Annotated in this window: 23 protein-coding genes; 12 read left to right on the top strand and 11 right to left on the bottom strand. The window is 72.0% G+C overall.

From position 1 onward, the window contains the following. Window positions 1-24: 24 nt before the first annotated feature. The gene (locus OG439_RS49655) at window positions 25-579 is read left to right on the top strand and encodes a suppressor of fused domain protein (RefSeq protein WP_326947242.1); all 555 of its coding nucleotides are present in this window, start codon (window positions 25-27) and stop codon (window positions 577-579) included. A gap of 30 nt (window positions 580-609) precedes the next feature. On the opposite strand, the gene OG439_RS49650 is transcribed toward OG439_RS49655, so the two are convergent. After that, window positions 610-2,145: a phytoene desaturase family protein gene (locus OG439_RS49650; RefSeq protein ID WP_326947241.1), complete on the bottom strand. Its 1,536-nt coding sequence runs from the start codon at window positions 2,143-2,145 to the stop codon at window positions 610-612. Between the two features lie 811 nt (window positions 2,146-2,956). On the opposite strand from OG439_RS49650, the gene OG439_RS49645 reads away from it, so the two are divergent. The 3 genes from OG439_RS49645 to OG439_RS49635 all read left to right on the top strand — a co-directional run bounded on the left by OG439_RS49645 (window position 2,957) and on the right by OG439_RS49635 (window position 7,018). Next, complete coding sequence (locus tag OG439_RS49645) at window positions 2,957-3,802, top strand: serine protein kinase RIO (RefSeq protein WP_326951819.1); 846 nt, start codon at window positions 2,957-2,959, stop codon at window positions 3,800-3,802. 327 nt (window positions 3,803-4,129) lie between these two features. Continuing rightward, window positions 4,130-5,740, top strand: coding sequence for a DEAD/DEAH box helicase (locus OG439_RS49640; protein ID WP_326947240.1), 1,611 nt, complete (start codon window positions 4,130-4,132; stop codon window positions 5,738-5,740). Between the two features lie 102 nt (window positions 5,741-5,842). Further along, the gene (locus tag OG439_RS49635) at window positions 5,843-7,018 is read left to right on the top strand and encodes an 8-amino-7-oxononanoate synthase (protein ID WP_326947239.1); all 1,176 of its coding nucleotides are present in this window, start codon (window positions 5,843-5,845) and stop codon (window positions 7,016-7,018) included. 238 nt (window positions 7,019-7,256) lie between these two features. On the opposite strand, the gene OG439_RS49630 is transcribed toward OG439_RS49635, so the two are convergent. Then, window positions 7,257-7,688, bottom strand: coding sequence for a GNAT family N-acetyltransferase (locus tag OG439_RS49630; protein WP_326947238.1), 432 nt, complete (start codon window positions 7,686-7,688; stop codon window positions 7,257-7,259). Between the two features lie 17 nt (window positions 7,689-7,705). Continuing rightward, a complete protein-coding gene (locus OG439_RS49625; protein ID WP_326947237.1) occupies window positions 7,706-8,521 on the bottom strand; it encodes a S1 family peptidase in 816 nt (271 codons plus the stop codon). Window positions 8,522-8,689: 168 nt separating this feature from the next. On the opposite strand from OG439_RS49625, the gene OG439_RS49620 reads away from it, so the two are divergent. Both OG439_RS49620 and OG439_RS49615 read left to right on the top strand, forming a co-directional pair. Continuing rightward, on the top strand, window positions 8,690-9,562 hold the full coding sequence (locus OG439_RS49620; RefSeq protein ID WP_326947236.1) for a M15 family metallopeptidase: 873 nt from the start codon (window positions 8,690-8,692) through the stop codon (window positions 9,560-9,562). Between the two features lie 95 nt (window positions 9,563-9,657). After that, the gene (locus OG439_RS49615; RefSeq protein WP_326947235.1) at window positions 9,658-11,052 is read left to right on the top strand and encodes a mycothione reductase; all 1,395 of its coding nucleotides are present in this window, start codon (window positions 9,658-9,660) and stop codon (window positions 11,050-11,052) included. A 45-nt stretch (window positions 11,053-11,097) separates the two neighbouring features. Here OG439_RS49615 and OG439_RS49610 read toward each other — a convergent pair whose 3' ends face one another. The 3 genes from OG439_RS49610 to OG439_RS49600 form a co-directional block, all read right to left on the bottom strand. Continuing rightward, on the bottom strand, window positions 11,098-12,921 hold the full coding sequence (locus tag OG439_RS49610; protein ID WP_326947234.1) for a proprotein convertase P-domain-containing protein: 1,824 nt from the start codon (window positions 12,919-12,921) through the stop codon (window positions 11,098-11,100). A gap of 83 nt (window positions 12,922-13,004) precedes the next feature. Further along, window positions 13,005-13,913: an XRE family transcriptional regulator gene (locus OG439_RS49605; protein ID WP_326947233.1), complete on the bottom strand. Its 909-nt coding sequence runs from the start codon at window positions 13,911-13,913 to the stop codon at window positions 13,005-13,007. A gap of 51 nt (window positions 13,914-13,964) precedes the next feature. Next, window positions 13,965-15,194 carry a CynX/NimT family MFS transporter gene (locus tag OG439_RS49600; protein ID WP_326947232.1) on the bottom strand — a complete coding sequence of 410 codons (1,230 nt, stop codon included), beginning with the start codon at window positions 15,192-15,194 and terminating at the stop codon, window positions 13,965-13,967. A 49-nt stretch (window positions 15,195-15,243) separates the two neighbouring features. Here OG439_RS49600 and OG439_RS49595 point away from each other — a divergent pair, with 49 nt between their 5' ends. The 5 genes from OG439_RS49595 (at window position 15,244) to OG439_RS49575 (ending at window position 19,214) form a co-directional block, all read left to right on the top strand. Beyond that, complete coding sequence (locus OG439_RS49595; protein ID WP_326947231.1) at window positions 15,244-15,927, top strand: FadR/GntR family transcriptional regulator; 684 nt, start codon at window positions 15,244-15,246, stop codon at window positions 15,925-15,927. A 91-nt stretch (window positions 15,928-16,018) separates the two neighbouring features. Next, the gene (locus tag OG439_RS49590; protein ID WP_326947230.1) at window positions 16,019-16,507 is read left to right on the top strand and encodes a hypothetical protein; all 489 of its coding nucleotides are present in this window, start codon (window positions 16,019-16,021) and stop codon (window positions 16,505-16,507) included. 67 nt (window positions 16,508-16,574) lie between these two features. Beyond that, window positions 16,575-17,417: a DUF4097 family beta strand repeat-containing protein gene (locus OG439_RS49585; protein WP_326947229.1), complete on the top strand. Its 843-nt coding sequence runs from the start codon at window positions 16,575-16,577 to the stop codon at window positions 17,415-17,417. Between the two features lie 28 nt (window positions 17,418-17,445). After that, on the top strand, window positions 17,446-18,411 hold the full coding sequence (locus OG439_RS49580; protein ID WP_326947228.1) for an ATP-binding cassette domain-containing protein: 966 nt from the start codon (window positions 17,446-17,448) through the stop codon (window positions 18,409-18,411). Further along, window positions 18,411-19,214: an ABC transporter permease gene (locus OG439_RS49575; protein ID WP_247062480.1), complete on the top strand. Its 804-nt coding sequence runs from the start codon at window positions 18,411-18,413 to the stop codon at window positions 19,212-19,214. Before OG439_RS49580 ends, OG439_RS49575 begins: the two co-directional genes overlap by 1 nt. Window positions 19,215-19,271: 57 nt before the next feature. On the opposite strand, the gene map is transcribed toward OG439_RS49575, so the two are convergent. From map to OG439_RS49560, 3 genes are all read right to left on the bottom strand, one after another. Further along, window positions 19,272-20,129 carry a type I methionyl aminopeptidase gene (map, locus tag OG439_RS49570; RefSeq protein WP_247062477.1) on the bottom strand — a complete coding sequence of 286 codons (858 nt, stop codon included), beginning with the start codon at window positions 20,127-20,129 and terminating at the stop codon, window positions 19,272-19,274. A 23-nt stretch (window positions 20,130-20,152) separates the two neighbouring features. Beyond that, window positions 20,153-21,949, bottom strand: coding sequence for a penicillin-binding transpeptidase domain-containing protein (locus OG439_RS49565; RefSeq protein ID WP_326947227.1), 1,797 nt, complete (start codon window positions 21,947-21,949; stop codon window positions 20,153-20,155). 61 nt (window positions 21,950-22,010) lie between these two features. Beyond that, a complete protein-coding gene (locus tag OG439_RS49560; RefSeq protein ID WP_247062473.1) occupies window positions 22,011-22,865 on the bottom strand; it encodes a GNAT family N-acetyltransferase in 855 nt (284 codons plus the stop codon). Between the two features lie 100 nt (window positions 22,866-22,965). On the opposite strand from OG439_RS49560, the gene OG439_RS49555 reads away from it, so the two are divergent. Next, window positions 22,966-23,172: a DUF4177 domain-containing protein gene (locus OG439_RS49555; RefSeq protein ID WP_247062471.1), complete on the top strand. Its 207-nt coding sequence runs from the start codon at window positions 22,966-22,968 to the stop codon at window positions 23,170-23,172. A gap of 528 nt (window positions 23,173-23,700) precedes the next feature. Here the strand turns inward: OG439_RS49555 and OG439_RS49550 are convergent. Both OG439_RS49550 and OG439_RS49545 read right to left on the bottom strand, forming a co-directional pair. Continuing rightward, entirely contained in the window at window positions 23,701-24,093 is a 393-nt protein-coding gene (locus tag OG439_RS49550) for a VOC family protein (RefSeq protein ID WP_326947226.1), read from the bottom strand. Between the two features lie 5 nt (window positions 24,094-24,098). Continuing rightward, entirely contained in the window at window positions 24,099-24,896 is a 798-nt protein-coding gene (locus OG439_RS49545; RefSeq protein ID WP_326947225.1) for a helix-turn-helix domain-containing protein, read from the bottom strand. Window positions 24,897-24,924 lie beyond the last annotated feature (28 nt).

Genomic DNA, 24,924 nt, shown 5'->3' with positions numbered 1-24,924 from the left:
CCGGACCGCCGTATGCTGCGCGCCATGCCGAGCCGTGCCGAGCGGTATGTCGCCCATCTCGACACCCTGACCGGGAGCACCGACCCCCGGCTGCAGCCGATCCCGTCCACCCATGCCGGGCTCGACGACGTCATCTCGCTCGTCTACGTCGGCGAACCCGAGCCGCGCTACCTGACGGGCGCGACCTACGGCCTCTCCCTCGCCGACCACGCCGAGTGGCACGGGGTGAAGCCGGAGCTGTGGATCAGCGTCCGCTCCGACGACCCGGTCTGGGCCCTGGCCATCGGCTACCTGGCCGAACACCTGCGCGGCACCTGCCCGTTCGTCTACGGCGACACCATCGACTTCGGCGAGCCGATCGCGCCGGAGTCCGACATGACCGCGTTCGCCGTCTCGGCGCCCGCAGGCCTCGACGCGGACCAGTACACCCTGCTCGACTGCGGTGGCGCGCCCATCAGCATCGCCGGTTGCTTCCCGGTGCACGACATCGAGCGGGAGTACATCCGCGAGCACGGCATCGACGCGTTCTGGCAGCTGGACTGGGACCTCTACGACGTGCGCCGCCCGCCGGTGGTCTAGCGCGAACCAACCGTCGGTGCGGGTCGCGGGTCAGGAACCCTTTCCCAGCACGGCCATCGCCGCATTGTGGCCGGGGATGCCGCTGACACCACCTCCTCGCACCGCTCCCGCGCCGCACAAGAGCACGCGCTCGTGCGGCGTCTCGACGCCCCAGCGGCCGGCCTGCGCCGAGTCCGCCGCGAACGGCCACGCCAGGTCCCGGTGGAAGATGTGCCCGGCCGGCAGCCCGAGCTCGGCCTCCAGGTCCAGCGGCGTTTTCGCCTCCACGCACGGTTTCCCGTCCGGCCCGGTCAGCAGGCAGTCCTCGATCGGCTCGGCGAGCACGGTGTTCAGCGACGCCATCGTCGCGCGCAACGCCTCTTCGCGCGCTTCGTCGTTGCGTCCCTCGAACAGCCGCGCGGGCATGTGCAGGCCGAACAACGTCAACGTCTGGACGCCGGCCGCCCGCTCGGCCGGACCCAGGATCGACGGGTCGGTCAGCGAGTGGCAGTAGATCTCGCACGGCGGCAGCGTGGGGATCTTCCCCGCCGCCGCCTCGCGATACGCCGTTTCCAGCTGGGTGAAGGTCTCGTTGACGTGGAACGTGCCGCCGAACGCCTCGGCCGGGTCGACGCCCGGGTCCCGCAGCTCCGGCAGCCGGGACAGCACCATGTTCACCTTCAGCTGCGCCCCCTCCGGCCGGTCGGCGCTCTCCTCCCCCAGCAACCGCGCCAGGGTGGGCGGCGCGACGTTCGCCAGGACGTGCCCGCCGCGCACGACGTGCTCGGCGTCGGCGTGCCGGTAGCGCACCTCGCCGCCGGGGTCGATCGCCAGCACCTCGGCACCGGTGACGAGCTTCGCGCCCGCCGCGGAAGCCACCGCGGCCAGCGAGCCGGTGACCGCGCCCATGCCGCCGACCGGCACGTCCCAGTCGCCCGTCCCGTTGCCGATCACGTGGTAGAGCAGGCAGCGGTTCTGCCGGAGGTCCTCGGCATCGGCGGCAGCGAACGTGCCGATCAGCGCGTCGGTCAGCACCACGCCGCGCACCGTGTCGTCACCGAACCACGAGGTGAGCGCCTCGCCGATCGGCCGCTCGAACAGCATCGACCACGCTTCGGCGTCACCGACCCGGGCCCGGAAGTCCACTTCGGACAGAAGTGGCTCGGTCAGCGTGCCGAAGGTGCGTTCGGCAACTTGCCCGGTCAGCTCGTAGAACCGGCGCCACGCCGCGAAGTCCGCGGCGGAGCCGGTGAGCGCCCGGAACGACTCGGCGGTCCGGCCGTCGTCGCCCGTGTCGACAAGGAGACCCGAGTCGCCGGAGGGCGTGTACGACGACATCCGGCGCCGCCGCAGCGCGACGTCCAGGCCGAGGTCCGAGATGATCTTCCTGGGCAGCAGGCTGACCAGGTACGAGTAGCGCGACAACCGGACGTCGACGCCGTCGAACGCGCGGAACGACACCGCGGCGCCACCGGTCTCGCCGCGCCGCTCCAGCACGAGGACCGACCGGCCGGCCCGCGCCAGGTAGGCCGCCGCGACCAGCCCGTTGTGCCCGCCACCGACGACCACGACGTCGTACGCATCCATCCCGCTCCTCCTCGTTCGGCCTGCCTGATCATCGTGACCACCGCGGCGGCCGGAATTCAAGGAAAGGGCACGAACGGACCGTTCGCGCAATTCGGTTGCGCGGCGCCGGGGCGGCCGGGCAAGCTGGGAGACGTCCGGCAGGGAGCCGGGGTGTGAGCGAGCGGGGAGGTGCCTGTGGTGATGACTGTGCGGGCCCGTCTGCGCCCAAGCCCACCCGCCCCCCGAGGCTGATCACGCGCCCGGTGGGGCATCCCTGAACCAGGAGAACCCACCAGTGCGCTTGCACGACTTCGAAGATCACGACCGATTCGACGAACGACCTCCGCGCCGCCGCGAGCGGTTCGGCGACGACGACCACCACCACACCCCGCTCCTCTCGCGGTTCGCCGACGAAGACGACCAACTGCCCTCGCGGCTCGACGAGGAGCCCGACTGGCAATCCTCGGACCGCCACACGCGGTTCGACGACGAAGACGACCGGCGCCGCTCGCTTCGCGGCGAGCACTTCGGCGACGACGAAGACGACCAACGATTGTCTCGCCGCCACGGACAGGTCAGCGACGATGACGACCCACAGCCCTCGGACGGCTACACGCCGTTCGAGGACGAAGACGACCTACGGCCCTCGCACCGTCACACGCCGTTCAGCGACGAGCCCGAGCAGCAGCCCTCGCACCGCCGCAGGCAACTCGACGACGAAGACGACCCACAACCCTCACGCCGCCGAGCGCGGGTCGGGGACGAAACGGACCAGCGGGTCTCCCGGCGTGCTCGGTTCGACGACGAGCCCGAGCCCACCCGGCGCGGGCGGCTGACCGAAGGCGAACGCGTCCGGCTCGCGAAACTGCGGGACGACGCCTACACCGAAAACCAGCTGCCCGACGGCGCCGATCGCTGGTCGACTTGGGACGACGCCGAGCACGGCCCGCTGCCCCGGCCGGACTGGGTCGTCACCGAGCTCGCCGCGGTCGACACCGACCTCGGCGTCCTCAAGACCGGCAAGGAGGCCGACGTCCACCTGCTGCGGCGCGGGCTGCCCGGCACTCCCGGCGGGCTGCTCGCCGCGAAGCGGTACCGCAGTGACGAGCACAAGCTGTTCCACCGTGACGCGGGCTACCTCGAAGGGCGGCGGATGCGCCGCTCCCGCGAGACCCGGGCCATGGCCCAGCGCACCGCGTTCGGCCGCAACCTGATCGCCGAACAGTGGGCCGTCGCGGAGTTCGCCGCGCTGGGTCGCTTGTGGACGATCGGGGCGCCGGTGCCGTATCCCGTCCAGCGCAACGGCACCGAACTGCTGCTCGAGTTCCTGGGCGAGGACGACGGGACCGCGGCTCCCCGACTGGCCCAGGTCCGTCCGGAACCGGACGAACTGAAGGACCTGTGGTTCCAGGCCACCGCGGCACTGGAGCTGCTCGCGTCCGAAGGGCTCGCGCACGGTGACCTCTCGGCGTACAACCTGCTCGTGCACCGGGGGCGGCTGGTGGTGATCGACCTGCCCCAGGTCGTCGACGTCGTCGCCAACCCGGGCGGGGTCGACTTCCTGGCGCGTGACGTGCGCAACCTGGCCGGCTGGTTCCACTCACGGGGCCTCGGCGAGCACGTCACCAGGCCCGATGAGCTGCTGGCGGAACTCGTGTCCGACGCCGGGATCGGGTGATCGCGGGGCGGCGTCGCGGATGTGGTGTGGAACACGTCTGCGACGCCGCCCACAACAGGTGACCTCAACGAGTAGTCCCGACCCCACCTCGGGTACAGTAAGCACAGACCGCAACCGGCGGCGTGGATGAGTTGGTGTCCGTCGCCTCCAGAGCCACCGAATGGCTCGCGGTGATCCGTAATCCCAAAGCGGCTCGCAGTGTCGTAAAGCGACAAGACACAGTGCGCCGGGGTCCGTCCCTGTGAACGCCCACCGCACACCATCTTGCCCTGCCTGCGCGCGGGGAGCCCGGGCCTCCTTGTGACGAACCATGTCCGAGAGGCATTTGTGACAGTCACGTTCAACTCTGGTACCACCTCGACGTCCGCGCACGCGGACCGTCCCGACCGCCGGCCGCGTCAGCGCCCCGCCGGTGGGGACACGCTGCGTGATGACGCAGTCGAGACCGTGGAGACCAGGACTTTCGCCGAGCTGGGCCTGCCGGAGCCGCTGCTCCGCGCGCTGGCCGAGGCCGGCATCAACAGCCCGTTCCCGATCCAGTCCGCGACCATCCCGGACGCCCTGGCCGGCCGCGACGTGCTGGGCCGCGCCCAGACCGGTTCCGGCAAGACCCTCGCCTTCGGCCTGGCCATGCTGGCCCGGCTCGCCGACGGCAAGGCCCGCCCGAAGCGCCCCCGCGCGCTGATCCTGGTGCCGACCCGCGAGCTGGCCATGCAGGTGGCCGACTCGCTGACCCCGCTGGCCAAGTCCCTCGGCCTGTGGTGCCGCACCGCCGTCGGCGGCATGGCCTTCGCCCGTCAGGCCGACGCGCTCGCCCGTGGCGTCGACCTGCTGATCGCCACCCCGGGGCGGCTGTCGGACCACGTCCGGCAGGGCACCGCGCACCTGGGCGACTGCAACTTCATCGCCCTCGACGAGGCCGACCAGATGGCCGACATGGGCTTCATGCCGCAGGTCCGCGAGATCATGGACCTCACCCCGCCGGGTGGGCAGCGGCTGCTGTTCTCGGCGACGCTCGACGGTGACGTCAACCGCCTCGTGCGGCAGTACCTGAGCGACCCGGTCACGCACTCGGTCGCGCCGTCGACCGCGAGCGTCACCACCATGGACCACCACGTGCTGCAGGTCTCGCACCAGGACAAGCAGGACGTCATCACCCACATCGGTGCCCGTGAGGGCCGCACGATCATGTTCGTGCGCACCAAGCACCACGTGGACCGCCTCGCCGAGCGCCTGCGTGAGCAGGGTGTCAACGCGGCGGCGCTGCACGGTGGCAAGACCCAGGGTCAGCGCAACCGGGTGCTCGCGGACTTCAAGGAAGGCCACACCCCGGTGCTGGTCGCCACGGACGTCGCCGCGCGCGGCATCCACGTCGACGACATCTCGCTGGTGCTGCACGTCGACCCGGCGGCCGACCACAAGGACTACCTCCACCGCGCGGGCCGCACGGCGCGCGCCGGGGCGTCCGGGGTCGTCGTCACGGTGGTCACCAACGACCAGCGCCGCATGGTCAAGCGGATGACCGACCGGGCCGGCGTCCGCGCCGAGTCCACGATGGTCCGTCCGGGTGACGACGCGCTGACCCGCATCACCGGTGCCCGCGAGCCCAGCGGCGAGCCGGTCATCGAGCGTCGGCGTGAGAGCCCGCGTCGCGGTGGCGGCGGCGGTGGCTTCCGCGGCGACCGCGGCAGCTTCGGCGGTTCGAGCCGTGGCGGTTACCGCGGCGGCAGTGGCGGCGGCAGCAGCAGCAGCCACGCGGGCAGCGGTGGCGGCTACGCCGGCGACCGTGACCGCGGTGGCGACCGTGGCGGCTACAGCCAGGGCTCGCACGAAGGCCGTTCCGGCGGCTTCAGCGGCCGCGGCCGTCAGCCGCGCTCGGGCGGCGGTGGCGGCTACGGCCGGCCGAGCCGTGGCCCGCGTCGCGGCTACGACAGCTGATTTCTCCCGGAAGCCCCGGGCCGGCACTCGCCGGTCCGGGGCTTCCGGCGTTTCCAGGCCCGCTTCACGGCCGCGCGAGGCCCGGGTGGGAGACTGCGGGATGTGACTACGCCGCCGACACTTCCGCCCGACCAGGTTTTCGACTGGCTCGACGTCGAGGCGGAAAAGCGTGCGGGCGCGGGTCTGGTGCGGCAGTTGCGGCCACGCCCCGCCAAGACCGACGAGCTGGATCTCGCCGGCAACGACTACCTCGGGCTGGCGCACGACAAGCGCGTCGCCGGGGCCGCCGCGGCCGCCGCGCTGCGGTGGGGCGCAGGCTCGACCGGCTCACGGCTGGTGACCGGCTCGACCGAGCTGCACACCGAGCTGGAGATGGAGCTCGCCCGGTTCTGCGGCGTGCAGGCCGCGCTCGTGTTCTCGTCGGGCTTCACGGCCAACCTCGGCGCGGTGACGGCGTTGTCCGGCAGCGAAGCCGCGATCGTCACCGACAAGTACATCCACGCGTCGCTCATCGAGGGCTGCCGGCTGTCGCGGGCGGACATCGCCGCCGTCGCGCACGCGTCGCCGTCCGCGATCAAGAACGCGCTGGCGACCCGGCGCAAGCCGCGGGCGCTGGTGGTGACCGACTCGGTGTTCTCGGTGGACGGTGACCTCGCCCCGCTCGACGAGCTGGCCGGGATCTGCCGCGAACACAGCGCCGGCCTGCTGGTCGACGACGCACACGGCTTCGGCGTCCTGGGTGAAGGCGGGCGCGGCGCGGTCCACGCCGCCGGGCTCGCGGGCGCCCCCGACGTCGTCACGACGTTGACGCTCTCGAAGGCCCTCGGCGCGCAAGGCGGGGCCGTGCTCGGGCCGCGTCGCGTGATCAAGCACCTCATCGACACCGCGCGCAGTTTCATCTTCGACACCGCGCTCGCGCCGGCCAGCGCCGCCGCCGCGCTCGCCGCGTTGCACGCGCTGAAAGAAGAGCCCGGGCTGGCGGAGAAGGTCCAGGAGAACGCCGGTAACCTCGCCATGCAGCTGAAGGCGGCGGGGCTGAAGGCGAGCGTGCCGGACGCCGCCGTGATCTCGGTGCAGGCGCCGTCCGCGGAGACGGCCGTCGCGTGGGCCGCGGCGTGCGCCGAGCAGGGCATCCGCGTCGGGTGCTTCCGGCCGCCTTCGGTACCGGACGGCATCTCACGGCTGCGGCTGACGGTGCGCGCCGACCTCACGGAGTCCGATGTGGACCGTGCCGTGAAGGTGATCACGGCGACCGCGCCGCGCGGTGCGACCGACTGAGCCGTACCGCAGCGGTCGGTTCGCGTACCCAGAGGGTCGGCTCGCGTACCTGGAGGGTCGGTTCGCGTGCTCCGGCGGGCATCACGCGTGATTGGAGAGGCATCACGCGTGATTGAAGGGTCGACTCGCGTGATTGAAGGGTCGACTCGCGTGATTGCGAAGACGGAACTCGCGTGATTCGGGACGTGAGTCGCGTGTCTGGGGACGTGACTCGCGTGATTGGGGGCGGGACTCGCCGTTAGGCGGGGCGGCGCATGCGGATGTGGGGGATTCCGTCGTCGTCTGTGTACTCGGGGCCTTCTGCGGCGAAGCCGTAGCGCGCGTAGAAACCCTGGACGTACGTCTGGGCGTCCAGGACGTACTCGGCGGGGATTGTGAGGGCCGCGTCCATCAGGCTGGCTGCCAGGCCTTGCCCCCGGGACTGGGCCGCGGTGACCACCCGGCCGATGCGGCGGATGCCGCCTGGGTCCAGCAGGACTCGCAGGTAGGACGTAACCCCGTTGTCGTCCGAGAACCAGAGGTGGCGGGTGTCCGGCAGCAGGTCGCGGCCGTCGAGTTCCGGGTACGCGGCCTTCTGCTCCACCACGAAGACGTCCACCCGCAGGCGCAGGATGTCGTGCAGCTGGGCGGCGGTCAGCTCCGGGCCGGTCGCGTCGTGCAGGGTCGGCATACCCCTGCTTACCACGCTCAGCCGAGCAGGCGCGGGTTGGCCTGTTGCTGGATGTCGTTGACGTACGCCGAAACCCGCGTGTAGACGCCCGGCTTGCCGGCCTTGCCGCAGCCGTCGCCGAAGGACACCAGGCCGATCAGGGTGTCGCCGACGACCAGCGGGCCGCCGGAGTCGCCCTGGCACGCGTCGACGCCGCCGTCGGCGTAACCCGCGCACACCATGGTCTTCGGGTCGTAGACGTCGTAGTCGGAGTTGCAGTCCTTGTCGCCGATCACCGGGACCTGGGCGCTGCGCAGGTAATCGGACCGGTCGCCGCCGTCGGCGACGCGGCCCCAGCCGAGCACCGTCGCCTGCGTGCCTTCGCGGTAGGACGCCGAATCGCCGCTGTCGGGCAGCTTGGCGGGCCGGTAGCCGAGCTGGCCGCGCACGGTCAGCACCGCGACGTCGTTGCCCGCGGTCGGGTCGCTGTACCCCTTGCTGATCCAGATCTTCGACACGCTCAGCACCTGGCCGTCACCGGTGCGCTTGTCCTCGCGCCCGGCCACCACGCGGACGTCCTGCTTCGCCACGGCTTTCGCGCAGTGCGCCGCCGTCGCGACCGCTGTGGAGCTGACGATCACCGCGCCGCAGTACTGGTTCCCGCCCGGGTCGGCGAGGTACACCGCGTACGGGTGGTCGTCGAGCGAAGCCTTGTTGCCGCCGACGATCCGGGGCTGGTTTGCGGACGCCGGGTCCGCGGAAGCCGTGTTCACCACGACCGGGACGGCGACCGCCGCGACCGCGAGGAGCGCGCCGCTCACGAGCAGCAGGGATCGGCGGGACTTCACGGACATGGGTCGTTCCCCTCTTCGAACACCAGGCAAAGGTACTGCGCACGGCACTCACGCGACTCCACAGCGTGAACAGGTGGCCCTGAATACCCTAATCGGAGTGAGCCCGAAGCGGTGTCACTGAAACGGGTGGACTCCGCGCTCACCGACCGTTTATGTCAAGCTTGCGGAATGCGACGGACAGCGACGGCGGCGCTCGGGACGGTCATGGCCGTCACGCTGGCCGCCTGCACGTCGGAGGTCCCCTCGGCGCCCCAGCCGGTCGCCGCGACGCCGGTCACGACGACCGTGTCCAAACCCCCCTCCCCGGTGAAACCGGCGCCGCCGAAGACGTCGAGCGCGCCCGTTGTCACCTGGCAGGTGGGTGCCCACCCGCTCCCCCTGCGTTCCGACGGCTTCGGCGAGATCGAACCGACGCCACCCGAACTGGTGAATCGGGCACTTCCGACAAAAGACGTTCTTCCCCCGCCGGCCGGGAGCGTCTACGCCTCGACGATCAGCGTGGTGCCCGCCGCCGTCCTCGCGCGCAGTACCTGGCAGGCCGCCTGCCCGGTCAAGGCCACCGACCTGCGCTACCTCACGATGGCGTTCTGGGGGTTCGACGGCCGCGCGCACACCGGCGAGATGCTCGTGAACGCCTCGGGCGCCGCCGGGATCACGACGGCGTTCGGGAAGCTCTTCGCCGCGCACTTCCCCCTGGAGGAAATGCGCGTGACCAGCCCGGCCGAGCTGACCTTGGCGCCCACCGGCGACGGCAACTCGACCAGCGCGTTCGTCTGCCGCCCGGCGCGCGGCCAGACGACCTGGTCAGCGCACGCCTACGGGCTGGCGGTGGACGTCAACCCGTTCTGCAACCCCTACACCCAGGGCGACCTGGTGCTGCCCGAGCTGGCCTCGGCCTACGTCGACCGCTCGCGGAAACGCCCCGGAATGGTCCTGGCCGGCGACGCCACCGTCCGCGCGTTCGCGGCGATCGGCTGGAGCTGGGGCGGGGCGTGGACCAGCCCGAAGGACCGGATGCACTTCACGGCCAATGGGCACTGAGTACGTAATACGACGTTAAGCACACGCGGGAACACCTGCTCCACGCGGCAGGTTGGCTAGGGTGAACCGACCGGAACGAGCCCGCGGAGGATGAAGTGCCCCACTACGACCTGGTGATCGTCGGGACGGGATCGGGGAACTCGATCCTCGGCCCCGGTTTTGCCGGCAAGAAGACGGCCATCGTGGAGAAGGGCACCTTCGGCGGGACCTGCCTGAACGTCGGTTGCATCCCGACGAAGATGTTCGTCTACGCCGCCGACGTCGCCTACACGCCGGCCGAGAGCGCGAAGTACGGCGTCGACGAAGAGCTGAAGGGCGTGCGCTGGCGCGACATCCGCGACCGCGTCTTCGGCCGCATCGACCCGATCGCCGCCGGCGGCGCGGAGTACCGCCGCAGCCACGAGGACAACAAGAACGTCGACGTCTACGAGGGCACCGGGCGCTTCACCGGGACCAAGGAACTGCGCGTCACGTTCCCCGACGGGCGCCAGGACGAGGTGCTGACCGCCGACCGGTTCGTGCTTGCGGCGGGTGGCCGTCCGGTGATCCCGGACATCCCCGGCATCGAGGACACCGGCTACTACACCTCCGACACGGTGATGCGGCTCGACGAGCTGCCCGAGCGCATCGTCATCCTCGGCGGCGGGTACATCGCGGCCGAGTTCGCGCACGTCTTCGCGTCGTTCGGCGTGCGGGTCACGCTGGTCAACCGGTCCGCACGGCTGCTGCGCTCGGAGGACGAGGACGTCAGCGCCCGCTTCACCGAGCTGGCGTCGGAACGCTTCGACGTCCGGCTGGAGCGCAAGACCGTGCGGGCGCGCAAGACGGCCGACGGCGTCGCGCTGGACCTCGAAGGGCCGCAGGGCGCCGAGACCGTCGAGGCCGACCTGCTGCTCGTCGCGACCGGCCGCAAGCCGAACTCCGACCTGCTCGACGTCGCCGCCACCGGCGTGACCACAATGGACAGTGGGCACGTCGTGGTCGACGACTACCAGGAGACCGCCGTCGAGGGCATCTACGCGCTCGGCGACCTCTCCTCGCCGCACGAGCTGAAGCACGTGGCGAACCACGAAGCCCGGGTGGTGCAGCACAACCTGCTGCACCCGGACGAGCGGATCGAGGCCGACCACCGGTTCGTGCCGCACGCCGTGTTCACCCACCCGCAGATCGCGTCCGTCGGGCTCACCGAGCAGAAGGCGCGCGAGCAGGGCGTGTCCTACGTGGTCTCGAAGCAGGACTACGCGGGGATCGCTTACGGCTGGGCCATGGAGGACACCACCGGCTTCGCGAAGCTGCTCGCCGACCCCGCCACCGGGCAGCTGCTCGGCGCGCACATCATCGGGCCGCAGGCGTCGAGCGTCATCCAGCCGCTGATCCAGGCGATGAGCTTCGGCCTGGACGCGCACGCGATGGCGCGCGGGCAGTACTGGATCCACCCGGCCATGCCGGAGCTGATCGAGAACGCCCTGCTCAACCTGCCCCTGGACTGAGTCACCACGGGCCGGGCGGGGTGACCGCCCGGCCCGCGGGAGCCCCTAGAGCGTGATCGACCAGGCGTCGAGGGTCCCGGTGTCGCCGGGGCCGTAGTCGGTCACGCGTAGCTGCCACTTGCCGGCCGCCGGGGACGACGCCGTCGCCGGGACGGTGAACGTCCGGGCGCCGCTCCACGGCGTGCAGGTGCTGCCGCCGCTGTACTTGAGCGCGTACGCCTTGCCCTTCGGGTCCAGCAGTGTGATGCCGAGGTCTTCGGCGCACGTGTGGCGGATGGTCAGCGAGACGCCGATCGAGGCGGCCGCGCTGCCGGTCAGCGTCGAGCTGATCGGGCTGAGCACCTGCTGGTAGTCACGGATCGCGTAGTCGGTGTCGTTGGTCAGCGTGCGGGAGCCGCCGCCACCCGCTTGGGTCCGCGCGCTGACGGCCGCGCTGGCCGCGGACGCGTTCCCGGCGGCGTCCTTCGCCTTGACCGTGAAGGAGTACGCCGTGTCCGGGTTGAGCCCGGAGACCGTGGCGCTGGTGCCGGCGACGCTCGTGGCGAGCGCGGAACCGTTGTAGACGTCGTAGCCGGTGACGCCGGTGTTGTCCGTCGACGCGTCCCAGGCGAGCGAGACGCTGCTCGACGTCGTGCCGGTGGACCGCGGGTTGCCCGGCGCGCTCGGCGCCGTCGTGTCGCCGGTGCCGCCGCTGGTGACCAGCGAGAGCTGCCACTTGTTCAGCGCCTCGATCACCGGCTGGAACAGCGACATGTCGCCGTCACTCGGGTTCTGGACGCACTGCGACGGGCCGCCGTCGTGCAGGCCGGTGGCCTTGCTGCCGAGCAGCCAGCCGCCGCCGGAGTCGCCGCCGAGCGAACACGCCGTCGTCCAGGTCAGGTCGCCGATGATGAGGCCGTTGCCGTAGTCGGCGGACTTGTGCGTGTACTTCACTTCGCCGCACTGCCAGTGCGAAGTGTTGCCGGAGTGGCAGACGCTGTCGCCGACCATGGCCTCGGCCGCGCCGGAGAGCGTCACCGCCGGCTGGCCCCAGGTGTTGACCGACGCCGAGAGGTTCCAGCCCGCCTCCGTCACCGCGACGAGGCCCATGTCGCCTTCCTGGCCGTTGACGCTGTGCGTGCCGCCGACGTTCGACGTGCCGACCTTGTTCTGCTGGCCCGAAGCGCCGTACGCGGCCTGGTTGCTGTCGTTCGTGCAGTGCCCGGCGGTCAGGAAGTGCTTGGCACCGCTGGAATCCGTGACCGGGAAGCCGACCGAGCAGTTCGATTCGCTGCCCGGCCACCACGGGTTGCCGGTCTGGATCGTGCCCGACTGCTGCTTCGGCGACGTCGTCGTCTCGGTGATCCGGACGCCGATTTCCTTGACGCTGGACAGGAAACTCTCCGTCACGGCCGTCTTCTTCGTGCGGTCGACGGAGACGCCGACCTCGTTGTTCCGGACGTCGACGCCCCAGCCGTAGACGCCGGGCACGCCCTTGCCGACCAGCGCGCGGACGGCCGCGTCGGTGCGGTCCAGTTCGGCCTGGCTGCGGGCCACGACCTGCGCCGCGGCCCCGGTGGCGCGGACCTGGTCCGCGGCGGCCGGCGTCGTGACGGCGACGGTCAGCTTCCCGGCCGCCGCGTCGAACCACTCCCCCGCCGACTGCTGCCGGACGGCGGCCGGCAGCGCGGCGGCCAGGCGGTGGGCGTCGTCCTGGGCGGCGAGGCGGGTCCGGGCCTGGTCCGCGGACAGCCCGAACGCGGCCGCGACGCCGTCGACCTCGGCCTGCGGATGGGCCGGCGGTGCCGGTGGCGCGGCTTGAGCGGGCTGGAAGCCCAGTCCCAATGCGGCGAGCGCGGCGACACCCGCGACGGAAATCAGTCTGCGCATGAGGTTCTCCTCGGATCGGGATTCGGTTCGCCGACGGTAGTTCCCGGAGAACACCGAATTGAAGATCCGCAGGGCCTTAACAGTTAACTGGCGTCCCATTCCCAATCGAAACCGTAACGGCCGGGGCCGAAGTTCAGCGCGACCCCGTGCACCGCACCGGATTCCGGGACGACGTCGGTGTATTCGGCCGGCTGGCCGTCGTGTTCCACGAACCGGCGGCACACCGCGGGTACCGCCGCCGGGTCGAAGCGGATTTCGAGCACGTATTCGCGGACCGGCAGCCGGAACTTGCGTTCGTAGTTCGTCGCCAGTGGATGCGGCGCGCGATTCACGAGCGTGTGCTCGGTGATCACCGTTTCGCCGCGGACGAGCGGCCGGCCGAAGAGCAGTTCGACGACGAGCAGGCCGTCCTCCGGCTTGTGCACGCTGCGCCCGGCCTGGCAGCCGCGCAGGGACCGCACTTCCGGCAGCGGCCGGTCGTGCTCGTCGAGGTGCAGGATGACCACCCAGCGGTCCGGGCCGTCCGCCTCGGCCCGCAGCACCTGCCGCGAATGGAACTCCAGCTCCTCGCGATCCGGGCCGACCGTCACGACGTCGTGCTGGCTGATCCGGGTCAGCCGCTCGTCCCAGCGGGTGTCCACATCGGACACCGCGGCGTCGATGCGCCCGCCGTCCGGCCAGAACCGGCCCATCTCCGCGGCCGTGGACCGGCGTGACCGCGGCGAGCCGAGCAGCGCGACGAGCGACCCCGGCGGCACGTCGAGGACGACTTCGAGCTGCCGCACCCCGCGCACCGAGTCCCGCCGCTGCGGGCGGCTGCGCCCGGACTGCCAGTAGCTCAACGTCGCCGTCGTGACCGAGACGCCGCGGGCGTGCAGGTGTTCACGCAGGCGGTCGAGGCTCAGGCCGCGGGCGCGGATCGCCGCGCGCAGGGCCGCGTCGAACGGGCCGGTGCGCAGCAACGTCCCGAGGGCCGGCGACGGAACCGCCATCGAACGATCTTAAGCCGCCGAACGGCCGAGAACGGTATTAACTGTTAAGAATCAGACGAACCGGTGGCGTCCCGCGAGAGCGCCGAACCCCATCTGCACCACGAGCAGGCCCAGCAGCATCGCCAGCGGCGCGGTCCAGCCGCCCGCGAGGTCGTGCAGCAGGCCGAACAGGAACGGCCCGAGCGCGGCGAACAGGTAGCCGAAGCCCTGGGCCATCCCGGACAGCCGGGCGGTGTCGCCGCCGGTCTTCGCGCGCAACGCGATCACGGTCAGGGCCAGCGAGAAGACGCTCATCCCGAGGCCGATCAGCACGCTCCACAGCAGCGGCGACCACGCCGGGGCGAGCATCAGCCCGGCCGTCCCGGCCAGGCCGAACACGCCGAACGTCACGATCCACGCGCCCTGGCCGCGCTGCCGGGCCGCCATCGGCGCCACGACCAGGCTGATCGGCACGGCGATCAGCGAAACCAGGCCGAACAACAGGCCCGCGTGGTCGCGCGAGACACCGGCGTCCATCAGCACCTGCGGGAACCAGCCCATCGCCGCGTAGGCGTAGAAGGCCTGCAGGCCGAAGAAGGCCGTGACGATCCAGGCCAGCCGGTTGCGCAGCAGCGAGCGGCCGCCCTCGGCGGCGTCGGCGTGACGCGGTGCCCGGCCGGTGCCGCGGGCTGCGAGAATCCACGCGGCGAGCGCGACGACGGCCACCACCGCCCAGCTGCCCAGCGCCGGGCGCCAGCCGCCGAAGGCGTCGCCCAGCTGCGGGGTCACGGCCGACCCGAGCGCGCCGCCGCCCTGCAGAGCGGCGGTGTAGACGCCGGTCATCAGGCCGATCCGAGCCGGGAAGGAGCCCTTGATGACCACCGGGATGAGCACGTTGATCAGGGCGATCCCGGCGGTCGCGACGAGCGTCCCGCCGAGCACGACGTACGGGCCGTCGAGCACGCGCAGCACGAGCCCGGCGGCGATCGCGGTCAGCGCGACCGCGATGGCGGCGCCGATCCCGGCGCGACGGGCCAGCAGCGGCGCGGCGAGCCCGGCGCCGGCGAAGCAGAGGGTCGGCAACGTCGTCAGCACGCCCGCCCAGAGCACGGACGCGCCCAGGCCGGCGCGCATTTCGGCGAGCATCGGGCCGACCCCGGTGATGGCCGGACGCAGGTTGAGCGCCGTGAGCACCACGGCGACCGCGAGCAGCGCGCCGCCGGCGACCACGCCGGGCGTGCGCGTCTCGATCGCGCCGTCCAGCTCGGGTTCGAGTGCTGATTCACGGGATTCGACGGGCATACGAGCTACTATCGCATACGTAGGATGATTGGATGAAGGGATAATTCCTGTGCCTCTGGCCACCACCCGGCGGACAGGCTTGGTCGACCAGGTCATCGAGCAGCTGCGGACCGCTGTCACGCAGGGCGAATGGCCGATCGGCGAGCGCATCCCCACCGAGGTCGAGCTGGGCGACCAGCTCGGCGTCGGCCGCAACACCATCCGCGAGGCCGTGCGCGCCCTCGCGCACACCGGCATCTTCGAGGTCCGCCAAGGCGACGGCACCTACGTGCGCGCGACCAGCGAGGTCTCCGGCGCGATCCGCCGGCTGTGCGGCGACGAGCTGCGCGAGGTGCTGCAGGTCCGGCGCACCCTCGAGGTCGAGGGCGCCCGGCTCGCCGCGGCCGAGCGGACCGACGAGGACGTCGCGGAGCTGCGCGCGCTGCTGGCCCGCCGCGAGGTCGAGCTGAGCGAAGGTCGCTGGCCGGACTTCGTGCGCACCGACGCCGAGTTCCACTGCGCGGTCGTCCGCAGCGGCCACAACCGGCTGCTCACCGAGCTGTACCGCGGGCTGACCGAGGTCATCACGGCGAGCGTCGCGGCGACGGCCGGCATCACGCCGGGCGCCGGACACATGCCCGAGATCGGCCACGAGGGCCTCGCGGACGCCATCGCCGAGCGCGACGCGGACCGTGCTGCCGCCGAAGCCTGCGGCTTCCTGGACGAGCTGCTGGAGCGCATCGAACCGGCCTGAGCTGGACTTTTACACCTTTGGCACCACTTCTGACCCCTAAGGGTGCCAATTCAGGGTTGTCGTGGTGCCACGATGGCGCCATAGTTGTGCCATGGACCTGACGCCCTTCGTAGACGAACTCCGGCGGGAGCTCGCGGTCGCCGCCGAGTCGGCGGGCGAGGAAGCCGTCGCCCTCGCCGAGCGGCTCACCGCGCCGCTCGAGTCGGCGATCCGGCTGACCCTGCTCGACGCCCTGTCGGCCGCGGCCGACGAGATCACCCGCGACCTCGCACCCGGCTCGGTCGAAGTCCGCCTTCGCCGCCGGGACGCCGAATTCGCCGTCTCGCTGCCCACCGCACCCGAGCCGGCGCCCCAGCAGACCCCGCCGCCGCCGTCCGAGCCGGACGACGGCACCGTCTCCCGGATCAACCTGCGCCTGCCCGAGCAGCTCAAGCAGCGCGTCGAGGAGGCGGCGAACCGGGACCGGCTCTCCACCAACGCCTGGCTGGTCCGGGCCGCGAACGCCGCGCTCGGTTCCGGGAGCGCCCAGCCCCGGCAGCGGTCGGTCTACGGCGACAAGTACACCGGCTGGGTTCAGTAACCCTTCTTCTTCCTTCACGGCTCCGACCTGCGGAGACGCCACCCGAACCGCCTAGGAGGGCACAGCCATGCCTGTTTTCGCCACCCCCGAACCGATCACCGCCACGATCGACGTCAGCGTCGCCGACGTCCGGATCGTCGCCGGCGAGCGCACCGAGACCACCGTCGAGGTCGAGCCGGCCGACCCGTCCGACAACGACGACATCAAGGCCGCCGGCCGCACCCGCGTCGAGTTCACCGACGGCGTGCTGCTGGTCAAGGGCCCGAAGTACACCACCAAGCTGTTCGGCAAGGGCGGCGCGCTGCACGTCACGGTCGAGCTGCCGGCCGGCTCCCGGGTCCGGGCGGTCTCCGCCATGGGCGACTACCACGTGTCCGGCCGCGTCGGCGACAGCCGCGTCAAGACGTCCGTGGGCAACATCCACGTCGACGAGGCCTCCCGGATCGAGGCGAACACGGCGACCGGCGACATCTTCGTCGGCCGCGCCACCGGGCACGCCGAGCTCGGCACCGGCACCGGCGAGCTGCGGATCCGCGAGATCGACGGCACCGCCGAGCTGAAGAACTCCAACGGCGAGACCCGCGTCGGCGAGGTCACCGGCGGCCTGCGGGTCTCCACCGCCAACGGCGACATCCTCGTCGACCTCGCCCACGCCGGGGTGCACGCGAAGACCGCGGCCGGCGACGTCCGGATCGGCGAGGTCATCCGCGACGCCGTCGTGCTCGACACCGCGGTCGGCGAGATCGAGGTCGGCATCCGCGAGGGCAGCGCCGCGTGGCTCGAGCTCAGCTCCCTGACCGGGGCCGTGCGCAACTCGCTCGCCGCGTCCGACGGGCCCAGCGGGACCGCCGAGACGGTCCAGATCAAGGCCCGCAGCTACACCGGCGACATCGTCATCCGGCGCGCCTGAACTTTCGCTGACACAGAAGGGGAATCCGATGCCAGACGCCATCGTGGCCGAAGGACTCGTCAAGAAGTACGGCGGCGTGACCGCGCTCGACGGCATGTCGCTGCGGGTGCCGGAAGGCACCGTGCTCGGGGTGCTGGGGCCGAACGGCGCCGGGAAGACCACCACCGTCCAGATCCTCACGACGCTGCAGAAGCCGGACGCCGGCCACGCCACGGTCGCCGGGTTCGACGTCGTGCGGGACGCGCACGCGCTGCGGTCGCACATCGGCGCGTCCGGGCAGTACGCCGCCGTCGACCTGGAGCTGACCGGGGCCGAGAACCTCGAGATGGTCGGGCGGCTCTACCACCTCGGCACCAAGCGCGCGAAGGCCCGCGGCCGGGAGCTGCTGGCCCGGTTCGACCTCGAAGCCGCCGCCGACCGCCCGGTGAAGGGCTACTCGGGCGGCATGCGGCGCCGGCTCGACCTGGCCGGCGCGCTCGTGGCCAACCCGCCGGTGCTGTTCCTCGACGAGCCCACGACCGGGCTCGACCCGCGGGCCCGCACGGACCTGTGGGACGTCATCACCGAGCTGGTCTCTGGCGGCACGACGCTGCTGCTCACCACGCAGTACCTCGAGGAGGCCGACCGGCTCGCCGACAGCATCGCCGTCGTCGACCACGGCCGCGTGATCGCCCGCGGCACCTCCGACGAGCTCAAGGACCTCGTCGGCGGCGAGCGGATCGAGCTGACCGTCGGCACCCACGACGAAGTCGCCCGCGCACGGGCGACGCTGGCCGGGCTGGGCGGCGGCGAGCCGCAGGCCGACGGGTTCCGGCTCACCGTGCCCGTGACCCACGGCGCGAAAGCGCTTACCGAAGCGCTGGCCCTGCTCTCCGCCGACGGCGTCGACGTCCGCGACGTCGGCCTCCGGCGTCCCACCCTCGACGACGTTTTCCTCACCCTCACCGGTCACGACGTGGCCGAGACCGCCGAACCCGCGAAGGAGGCCGTGTGATGAACGCGGTGCAACTGGCCGTGACCGACGGCGTCACCGTCGCCAAGCGGAACTCGATCAAGATCGTCCGGTCGCTGGACCTGCTCGGGTCCATCGTGTTCCTGCCGGTGATGTTCGTGCTGCTCTTCGGTTACGTGTTCGGCAGCGTGATCGACATCCCCGGCCTGTCCTACCGCGAGTTCATGCTGCCGGGGATCTTCACCCTCGCGGTGGCCATGGGCAGCATCGTCACCGGCTACGGCCTGACCGACGACCTGCAGAAGGGCATCATCGACCGGTTCCGCTCGCTGCCGATGTCCCCCGCCGCGGTGCTGATCGGGCGGACCACCGCCGACCTGATCCTCAACGTGACGAGCCTGCTGATCATGGGCCTGGTCGGGCTGCTGGTCGGCTGGCGCATCCACACCGGCGTCTTCGAGGCGCTGGGTGGCGTGCTCCTGCTGCTCGCCTTCGCCTACGCGCTGTCGTGGGTGATGGGGACGATCGGGCTGGCCGTGCGCAAACCCGAGGTGTTCAACAACGTCTCGAGCATCGCGATCTTCCCGCTGACGTTCCTGGCCAACACGTTCGTCGACAGCGGCCGGCTGCCCACCCCGCTGCGGGTGATCGCCGACTGGAACCCGATCTCGGCGATCACGCAGGCGTCGCGGGACCTGTTCGGCAACACGAGCCCGGCCCTGCCCCCGCACGACGTCTGGCCGATGCAGCACGCGGTGCTGGCGTCGGTGCTGTGGATCGTGGTGCTGCTGGCGGTCTTCGTGCCGCTTTCGGTGCGCTGCTACCAGAAGGCCACGAGCCACTGACCCCACGGCTCGTGAGTGGTTAGGGCGGTTCTAACCGCCCTAACCACTCACGAGGGGCTACGGCAGGGTCAGGATCTCGGCGCCGTCGGCCGTCACCACGAGGGTGTGCTCGAACTGGGCCGTCCACTTCCGGTCCTTCGTGGTGACGGTCCAGTCGTCGGCCCAGATGTCGTAGTCGATGGTGCCGAGGGTGATCATCGGCTCGATCGTGAAGGTCATGCCCTCCTCGATCACCGTCTCCACCGTGGGCTCCTCGTAGTGCAGCACGGTCGGCGCGGTGTGGAACGACGGGCCGACGCCGTGACCGGTGAAGTCGCGGACCACGCCGTAGCCGAAGCGCTTGGCGTACGCCTCGATGACCCGGCCGATCACGTTGAGGCGGCGGCCCGGGCGGACGGCCTTGATCGAGCGCAGCGTCGCCTCGCGGGTGCGCTCCACCAGCAGGCGGACCTCCTCGGAGACGTCACCCGCCAGGAACGTCGCGTTCGTGTCGCCGTGCACGCCGCCGATGAAGGCGGTGACGTCGATGTTGCAGATGTCGCCGTCCTCGAGCACCGTCGAGTCCGGGATGCCGTGGCAGATGACCTCGTTGAGCGAGGTGCAGCACGACTTCGGGAAGCCGCGGTAGCCCAGCGTCGAGGGGTAGGCGTGGTGGTCGAGCAGGTACTCGTGCACCACCTTGTCGATGTCGTCGGTGGTCGCGCCCGGCTTGACGGCCTTGCCGCCCTCCTCCAGCGCCTGCGCCGCGATCCGGCTCGCGATCCGCATCGCCTCGATCACCTCGGGCGTGCGCACGCCGTTGCCGGTGTCCCGCTTCGGTGCCGGCTTGTCCACGTATTCGGGACGGGCGATGGAGGCGGGGACGTCACGGCGCGGCGTCTGGACGCCGGGAACCAGGGGGGCACGAACGGACATGCCTCCACCTTACGACGGCCGCGTCAGCCGATCGCCGCCAGGAACCGGTGTGCCGCCTGAACCGCCGGTTTGGAGGACCCCGCCTCGGTCAGCAGCACCGCGAACGCCAGGTCGCCGCGGTAGCCGACGAACCAGCCGTGGGAGCGGGAGCCGTCGCCGAACTGGGCGGTGCCGGTCTTGCCCGCGACGTCGGGGATGTCCCGCAGGCCGGTCGCCGTCCCCGACGTGACGACCTCGCGCATCATCCCGCGCAGCGCGTCGAGGACGTCGTCCGACGGCGCGTCGCCGACGTTCTGGGTGGTCGCCGGGCGCCCCTTCACCAGCGACGGCGTCGGCACCTTCCCGGCCTGCACGGTCGCCGCGACCAGGGCCATGCCGAACGGGCTGGTCACCACGGTCCCCTGGCCGAAGCCGTTCTCCGCGCGCTGGACGGCGGAGTCGGTGGCCGGGACCGCGCCGGTGACCGTGGTCAGGCCCGGGACGACGAAGTCGGCGCCGATGCCGAACGACTTCGCCGTGTCGGTCAGCGCCGACCCCGGGAGCCCGGCCGCGAGCCGGGCGAAGGTGGTGTTGCAGGACTTCGCGAACGCCGTCTTCAACGAGACCCGGCCCAGGTCGAAGCGGCCTTCGTTCGGCACGACGCGGTTCTCGACCGTCGTGGTGCCGGGGCAGTCGACCGGACTGCCGGCCTCGACGTCGCCGTCCGCCAGCGCGGCCGCGGCGGTGATGATCTTGAACGTCGAGCCCGGCGGGTAACGCCCGGACAGCGCCAGCGAGCCTTCGGCGTCGGCCGCCTCGTTCTGCGCCACGGCCAGGATGTCCCCGCTCGACGGCTGGATCGCGACCAGCGCGGCCGGGTACTCGGCCGGCGCGAGGGCCTTCTCGGCGGCGTCCTGGATCCGCGCGCTGAGCGTGCTGGTGATCGCGGGCCCGGGCTTCGGCGGCTCGGCCCGCAGCTCGGACACCTCGCCGCCGGTGACGTCCTGGGTGACGATCCGCCAGCCCGCCGCCCCGGCCAGGTCCTGCTCGACCAGCGCGCGGATGGCCGGCAGCACCTGCGCCCCGGACCCGCGCGTCACCGGCAGCAGCCGTTCCTGGCTGGCGAACCGGACGCCGGGCAGGTCGTAGATCACCGGCTTGACGCGCTGGTAGTCGCCGGCGCGCAGGGTGATCACCGGGAACGTGGCGCCGGGCTTGGTCTTGCCCATCCCGTCCAGCAGCGAGCGACCGGTCACCGACGGCTCGTACCGGTGCAGCGCGGCGGCGAGCGACTTGGCCACCGCACCCGCGTCGCCGGTCTTCGCCGGGTCGACGACCACGCCGATCACGGTCTGCGGGCGCATCAGCGGCACGCCGTCGCGGTCGAGCACCGGCGCCGTCTCCGGCAGCTGCGGCAGCACGCCGAGGGTCTGGCCGACCGCGAGCTGCGGGTGCACGACCGTCGGCTGCCAGTGCACCTGCCAGCCGTTCTCGGCCGCGCGCAGCTGGGCGTCGGCGCGGTAGGTCCAGGTGCGGCCGTGCGGGAGGTGCCAGGTGAGCTGGTAGCCGGCCGTGACGGTGTCGCCGTCCGCCGGCTCCTTCACCTCTTCGTCCTCGACGTCCAGGGACTCCGGGGCGAGGGCCCCGCGGACCTGCGTCAGCACGGTCTTCGCCGCGTCCGGCGAGTCGGTGCCCGCCGCCGCGGCGGCGATGTCCCCGGAAGCGACGGCGTCGAGGAACGCGGAGAGGGCGTCCTCGGGGCCGTCGCCCGAACAGCCGGCCGCGGTCGAGGCGGCGAGCAGCAGCACCGCGAGCACGGCACCGCTTCGACGTGCACTCATGGCCGGATGATGCCCTGGTCAGGGCGGTGCGGCGGGGCTGAAACGCCGCCACGGAAGAGTGCTAGAACAGCACCGTCGCGTACTGGCCGACCTGCTGGAAGCCGACCTTGCGGTAGGCCGCGAGGGCGGGTTTGTTGTAGCCGTTGACGTAGAGGCTCGCGGTGCGGCCGAGACCGCGGACGAGCCGGTTCACCACGGCGGCCGTGCCCGCGGTGCCCAGGCCGTCACCCCGGCGTTCCGGGTGCACCCAGACGCCCTGGATCTGGCCGACGGACGCCGACATCGCGCCGATCTCGGCCTTGAACACGACCTCGCCGTGCTCGAACCGGGCGAACGCGCGCCCGGCGCCGATCAGCTCGGTGACGCGGGCGCGATAGCTGGCGCCGCCGTCGCCGCTGCGCGGGTCGACGCCGACCTCTTCGATGAACATCGCGACGGCCGCGGGCAGGTAACGCTCGATCTCGTCCGGGCGGACCGCGCGGACCCCCGGGTCGGCTTTGATGAGCGGCAGTGTGTCGAGCGCCATCAGCGGCTGGTCGTCACGGACTTCGCGGGCCGGGCCCCACTCGTCGGCCAGCTCGTCCCACAGGCCGAGGACCTGCTCGGCCGGGCCGACCAGCGACGAGCACGTGCGCTGCCGGCGCAGCGCGCGGTCGGCGAAGGAGCGCAACGCGGGCGCGTTGCCGCGCAGGGGGATCAGGTTGGGACCGGAGAAGCACAGCCCTTGGAGCCGCCCGGCGCGCACCGGGCGGTTGTCGGCGGCCCAGAGCTCACCACCGAGCCGCCAGGGATCGAGGCCCGCGGCCTCCACCCTGGCACTGACCATGCAGCTGCCCACCGGGTCGGCGGCGAGCGCCCCACGGACCGCCGGATAGTCCCGATCATCGAGCAGCCGTGCACCTGCAAGCCGCAACACGGAGTCCAGGGTGCCAGATGAACAGCCGAAACGGAACGCGAGCCTCTCGACACGCTCAGATGAACAGCCGGTGTCCGGCGAACCGGGCAGAATCGAAGACATGCAGCGCTACGCGTACAAGGTCGTCGAGGTCCGCGAGAAGCTCCTGGGCGGCAAGATGTCCGGGGACAAGCTCGAGAAGCTGCTCAACGACCACGCCGGCGACGGCTGGCAGCTCAAGGCCATCACGTCGGCCGAGGTCAAGGGCCGCGTCGGCCCGGGCGGGGTTGAAGGCCTACTGGTCACCTTCGAACGCCCGGTCCAGTAGGGCAGCGGGGGTGCGGGCGCGGCCTAGGCGGCCGCGCCCGATCGCCGCGCTGCGGACTCGGGCCCGGTAGGCCGGGTGCGATCGGCCGCCGCGGGCGCGGCCAAAGCGACCCAATCGCCCCGCCGCGGATCGGGCCCGGTGGGCCGGGTTCGATCCGCCGCCGTGGACGCGGCCGGGTTCAGCCAGGCCGCCATAAGCGCGGCCAGGGGATTCAGCCGGCCGTCACGAGCGCGGCCGGGTTCAGCCGGCCGTCACGAATGCGGCCGGGTTCAGCCGACCGCCGCGGGCGCACGGCGGATTGCCGGCGCCGACACTCGGCGGCGAGGGTGGCGAGCCACCGGGCAGGCTGTCGCTTCCGGCAGCGGCCACTTTTGCCGGTGCGAGCCGAGGATTCGACCCGGCCATGGCCTGCCGCGAGCGCGGAACCGGCCGAAGCGAGGCGCCCGGGTCGGCCATCCGCCGTCGACCCGGGCGGCCGCGCCGCCACCGGGCCGGTCACGGCGCGCCCGATCGCCGCCGCCGGGTCGGTCAGGATGCGCCGCGGTAGGTGCCGAACGTCCAGGCGTTGCCCTCCGGGTCGCGCAGGCTGAACGTGTGCGAGCCGTAGTCCGTGTCCGTCAGCTCGGCGGTGATCTCGGCGCCGGCGGCCTGCGCCTTCGCGTGGATGTCGTCCACGTGGTCCGACACGACGTAGACCGCGCCGGTGCCGGGCTTCATGGCGTCGTGGACGCCGTCGGGTTGCCGGACGCTGCCCAGCATCACGGCGCCGCCCTCGGGCCAGCGCAGCTCGGCGTGGGCGACAAGGTCGCCGTCGGGTACCACCAGTGTCTCGGTGAAGCCCAGGACGTCGACGAGGAAACGGACCGCGGCCGGGGCGTCGTCGTAACGCAGGGCCGGCCAGACGTTCGGTGCGGGAGTCATGCCGGTCAGTCTTGCCCGGCGGCGACCTCCCCGTCTTGGAGGAACGGGAGCTCCTCGGCGATCCACCTGCCCGGGGTGCACCCGGCCAGCGCCCGCCACTCGTTGCTCAGGTGCGCCTGGTCGTAGAAGCCGCATTCGACGGCGAGCGCGGCCAGGTCGGAGTGGCCGCCACGCAGCAGCCGCCCGGCCCGCTCGAACCGCAGCACGCGCGCCGCCTGCTTCGGTGCCAGCCCCAGCTCCGCCCGGAAGCGCTCGCCCAGGTGCCGCCGGCTCCAGCCGACCTCCCCGGCGAGGTCCGCGACGCGCACCCGGCCGTCGGCGCCGCGCATCCGGCGCCACGCCGCCCCCAGCTCGGGCGGCGGCCGGCGCGGGTCCACCGCCCGCGCCGCCAGGACGTCGTCGAGCAGCGCGAACCGCTCGGGCCACGTCGGCCGCTCCCGCAGCCGCTCCGGGAGGTCGCCGAGGCCGAACTCGGCCAGGTCCACGACGGCACCGCTCAGCTCCGCCGCTGTCACGCCGAGCAGGGTGCGCACACCCAGCGGGTCGAGCTCGAGCTGGAGGCCCTCCTGCGTGCGGTCCTGCTCGATCAGCACCGCGCTCGTGTGCAGCCCGCCGACCAGGGCCTGCAGCCGGTGCCCGGCCATCCGGACGGGCGCGGCCAGGCTGATGACGAGCGTCACGTACCGGGACGGCAGGCCGCGGTGCACGGCCAGCGTCACGTCGTCCTGCGCGTACCCGATGTAGCGCGTGACCAGGGGCCGCACCACCGGGTGCGGCTCGCCGACGGCCCAGCCCACGCTCACGAACGCCAGCGTAAACGTCACCACCGAC

Source organism: Amycolatopsis sp. NBC_01307 (assembly GCF_035975215.1).
Taxonomy (GTDB): Bacteria; Actinomycetota; Actinomycetes; order Mycobacteriales; family Pseudonocardiaceae; genus Amycolatopsis.
The sequence above is the reverse complement of the archived record's forward strand: the minus strand, read 5'-3'. Positions and strand labels throughout refer to the sequence as shown.

Excerpts from the sequence above, each read along its gene's own strand:
- OG439_RS49655 (WP_326947242.1), top strand. The coding sequence starts at position 25 with ATGCCGAGCCGTGCCGAGCGGTATGTCGCCCATCTCGACACCCTGACC.
- OG439_RS49650 (WP_326947241.1), bottom strand. The coding sequence starts at position 2,145 with ATGGATGCGTACGACGTCGTGGTCGTCGGTGGCGGGCACAACGGGCTG.
- OG439_RS49630 (WP_326947238.1), bottom strand. The coding sequence starts at position 7,688 with ATGCCGACCCTGCACGACGCGACCGGCCCGGAGCTGACCGCCGCCCAG.
- OG439_RS49625 (WP_326947237.1), bottom strand. The coding sequence starts at position 8,521 with ATGTCCGTGAAGTCCCGCCGATCCCTGCTGCTCGTGAGCGGCGCGCTC.
- OG439_RS49620 (WP_326947236.1), top strand. The coding sequence starts at position 8,690 with ATGCGACGGACAGCGACGGCGGCGCTCGGGACGGTCATGGCCGTCACG.
- OG439_RS49610 (WP_326947234.1), bottom strand. The coding sequence starts at position 12,921 with ATGCGCAGACTGATTTCCGTCGCGGGTGTCGCCGCGCTCGCCGCATTG.
- OG439_RS49605 (WP_326947233.1), bottom strand. The coding sequence starts at position 13,913 with ATGGCGGTTCCGTCGCCGGCCCTCGGGACGTTGCTGCGCACCGGCCCG.
- OG439_RS49600 (WP_326947232.1), bottom strand. The coding sequence starts at position 15,194 with ATGCCCGTCGAATCCCGTGAATCAGCACTCGAACCCGAGCTGGACGGC.
- OG439_RS49590 (WP_326947230.1), top strand. The coding sequence starts at position 16,019 with ATGGACCTGACGCCCTTCGTAGACGAACTCCGGCGGGAGCTCGCGGTC.
- OG439_RS49585 (WP_326947229.1), top strand. The coding sequence starts at position 16,575 with ATGCCTGTTTTCGCCACCCCCGAACCGATCACCGCCACGATCGACGTC.
- OG439_RS49580 (WP_326947228.1), top strand. The coding sequence starts at position 17,446 with ATGCCAGACGCCATCGTGGCCGAAGGACTCGTCAAGAAGTACGGCGGC.
- OG439_RS49575 (WP_247062480.1), top strand. The coding sequence starts at position 18,411 with ATGAACGCGGTGCAACTGGCCGTGACCGACGGCGTCACCGTCGCCAAG.
- map (WP_247062477.1), bottom strand. The coding sequence starts at position 20,129 with ATGTCCGTTCGTGCCCCCCTGGTTCCCGGCGTCCAGACGCCGCGCCGT.
- OG439_RS49565 (WP_326947227.1), bottom strand. The coding sequence starts at position 21,949 with ATGAGTGCACGTCGAAGCGGTGCCGTGCTCGCGGTGCTGCTGCTCGCC.
- OG439_RS49555 (WP_247062471.1), top strand. The coding sequence starts at position 22,966 with ATGCAGCGCTACGCGTACAAGGTCGTCGAGGTCCGCGAGAAGCTCCTG.
- OG439_RS49550 (WP_326947226.1), bottom strand. The coding sequence starts at position 24,093 with ATGACTCCCGCACCGAACGTCTGGCCGGCCCTGCGTTACGACGACGCC.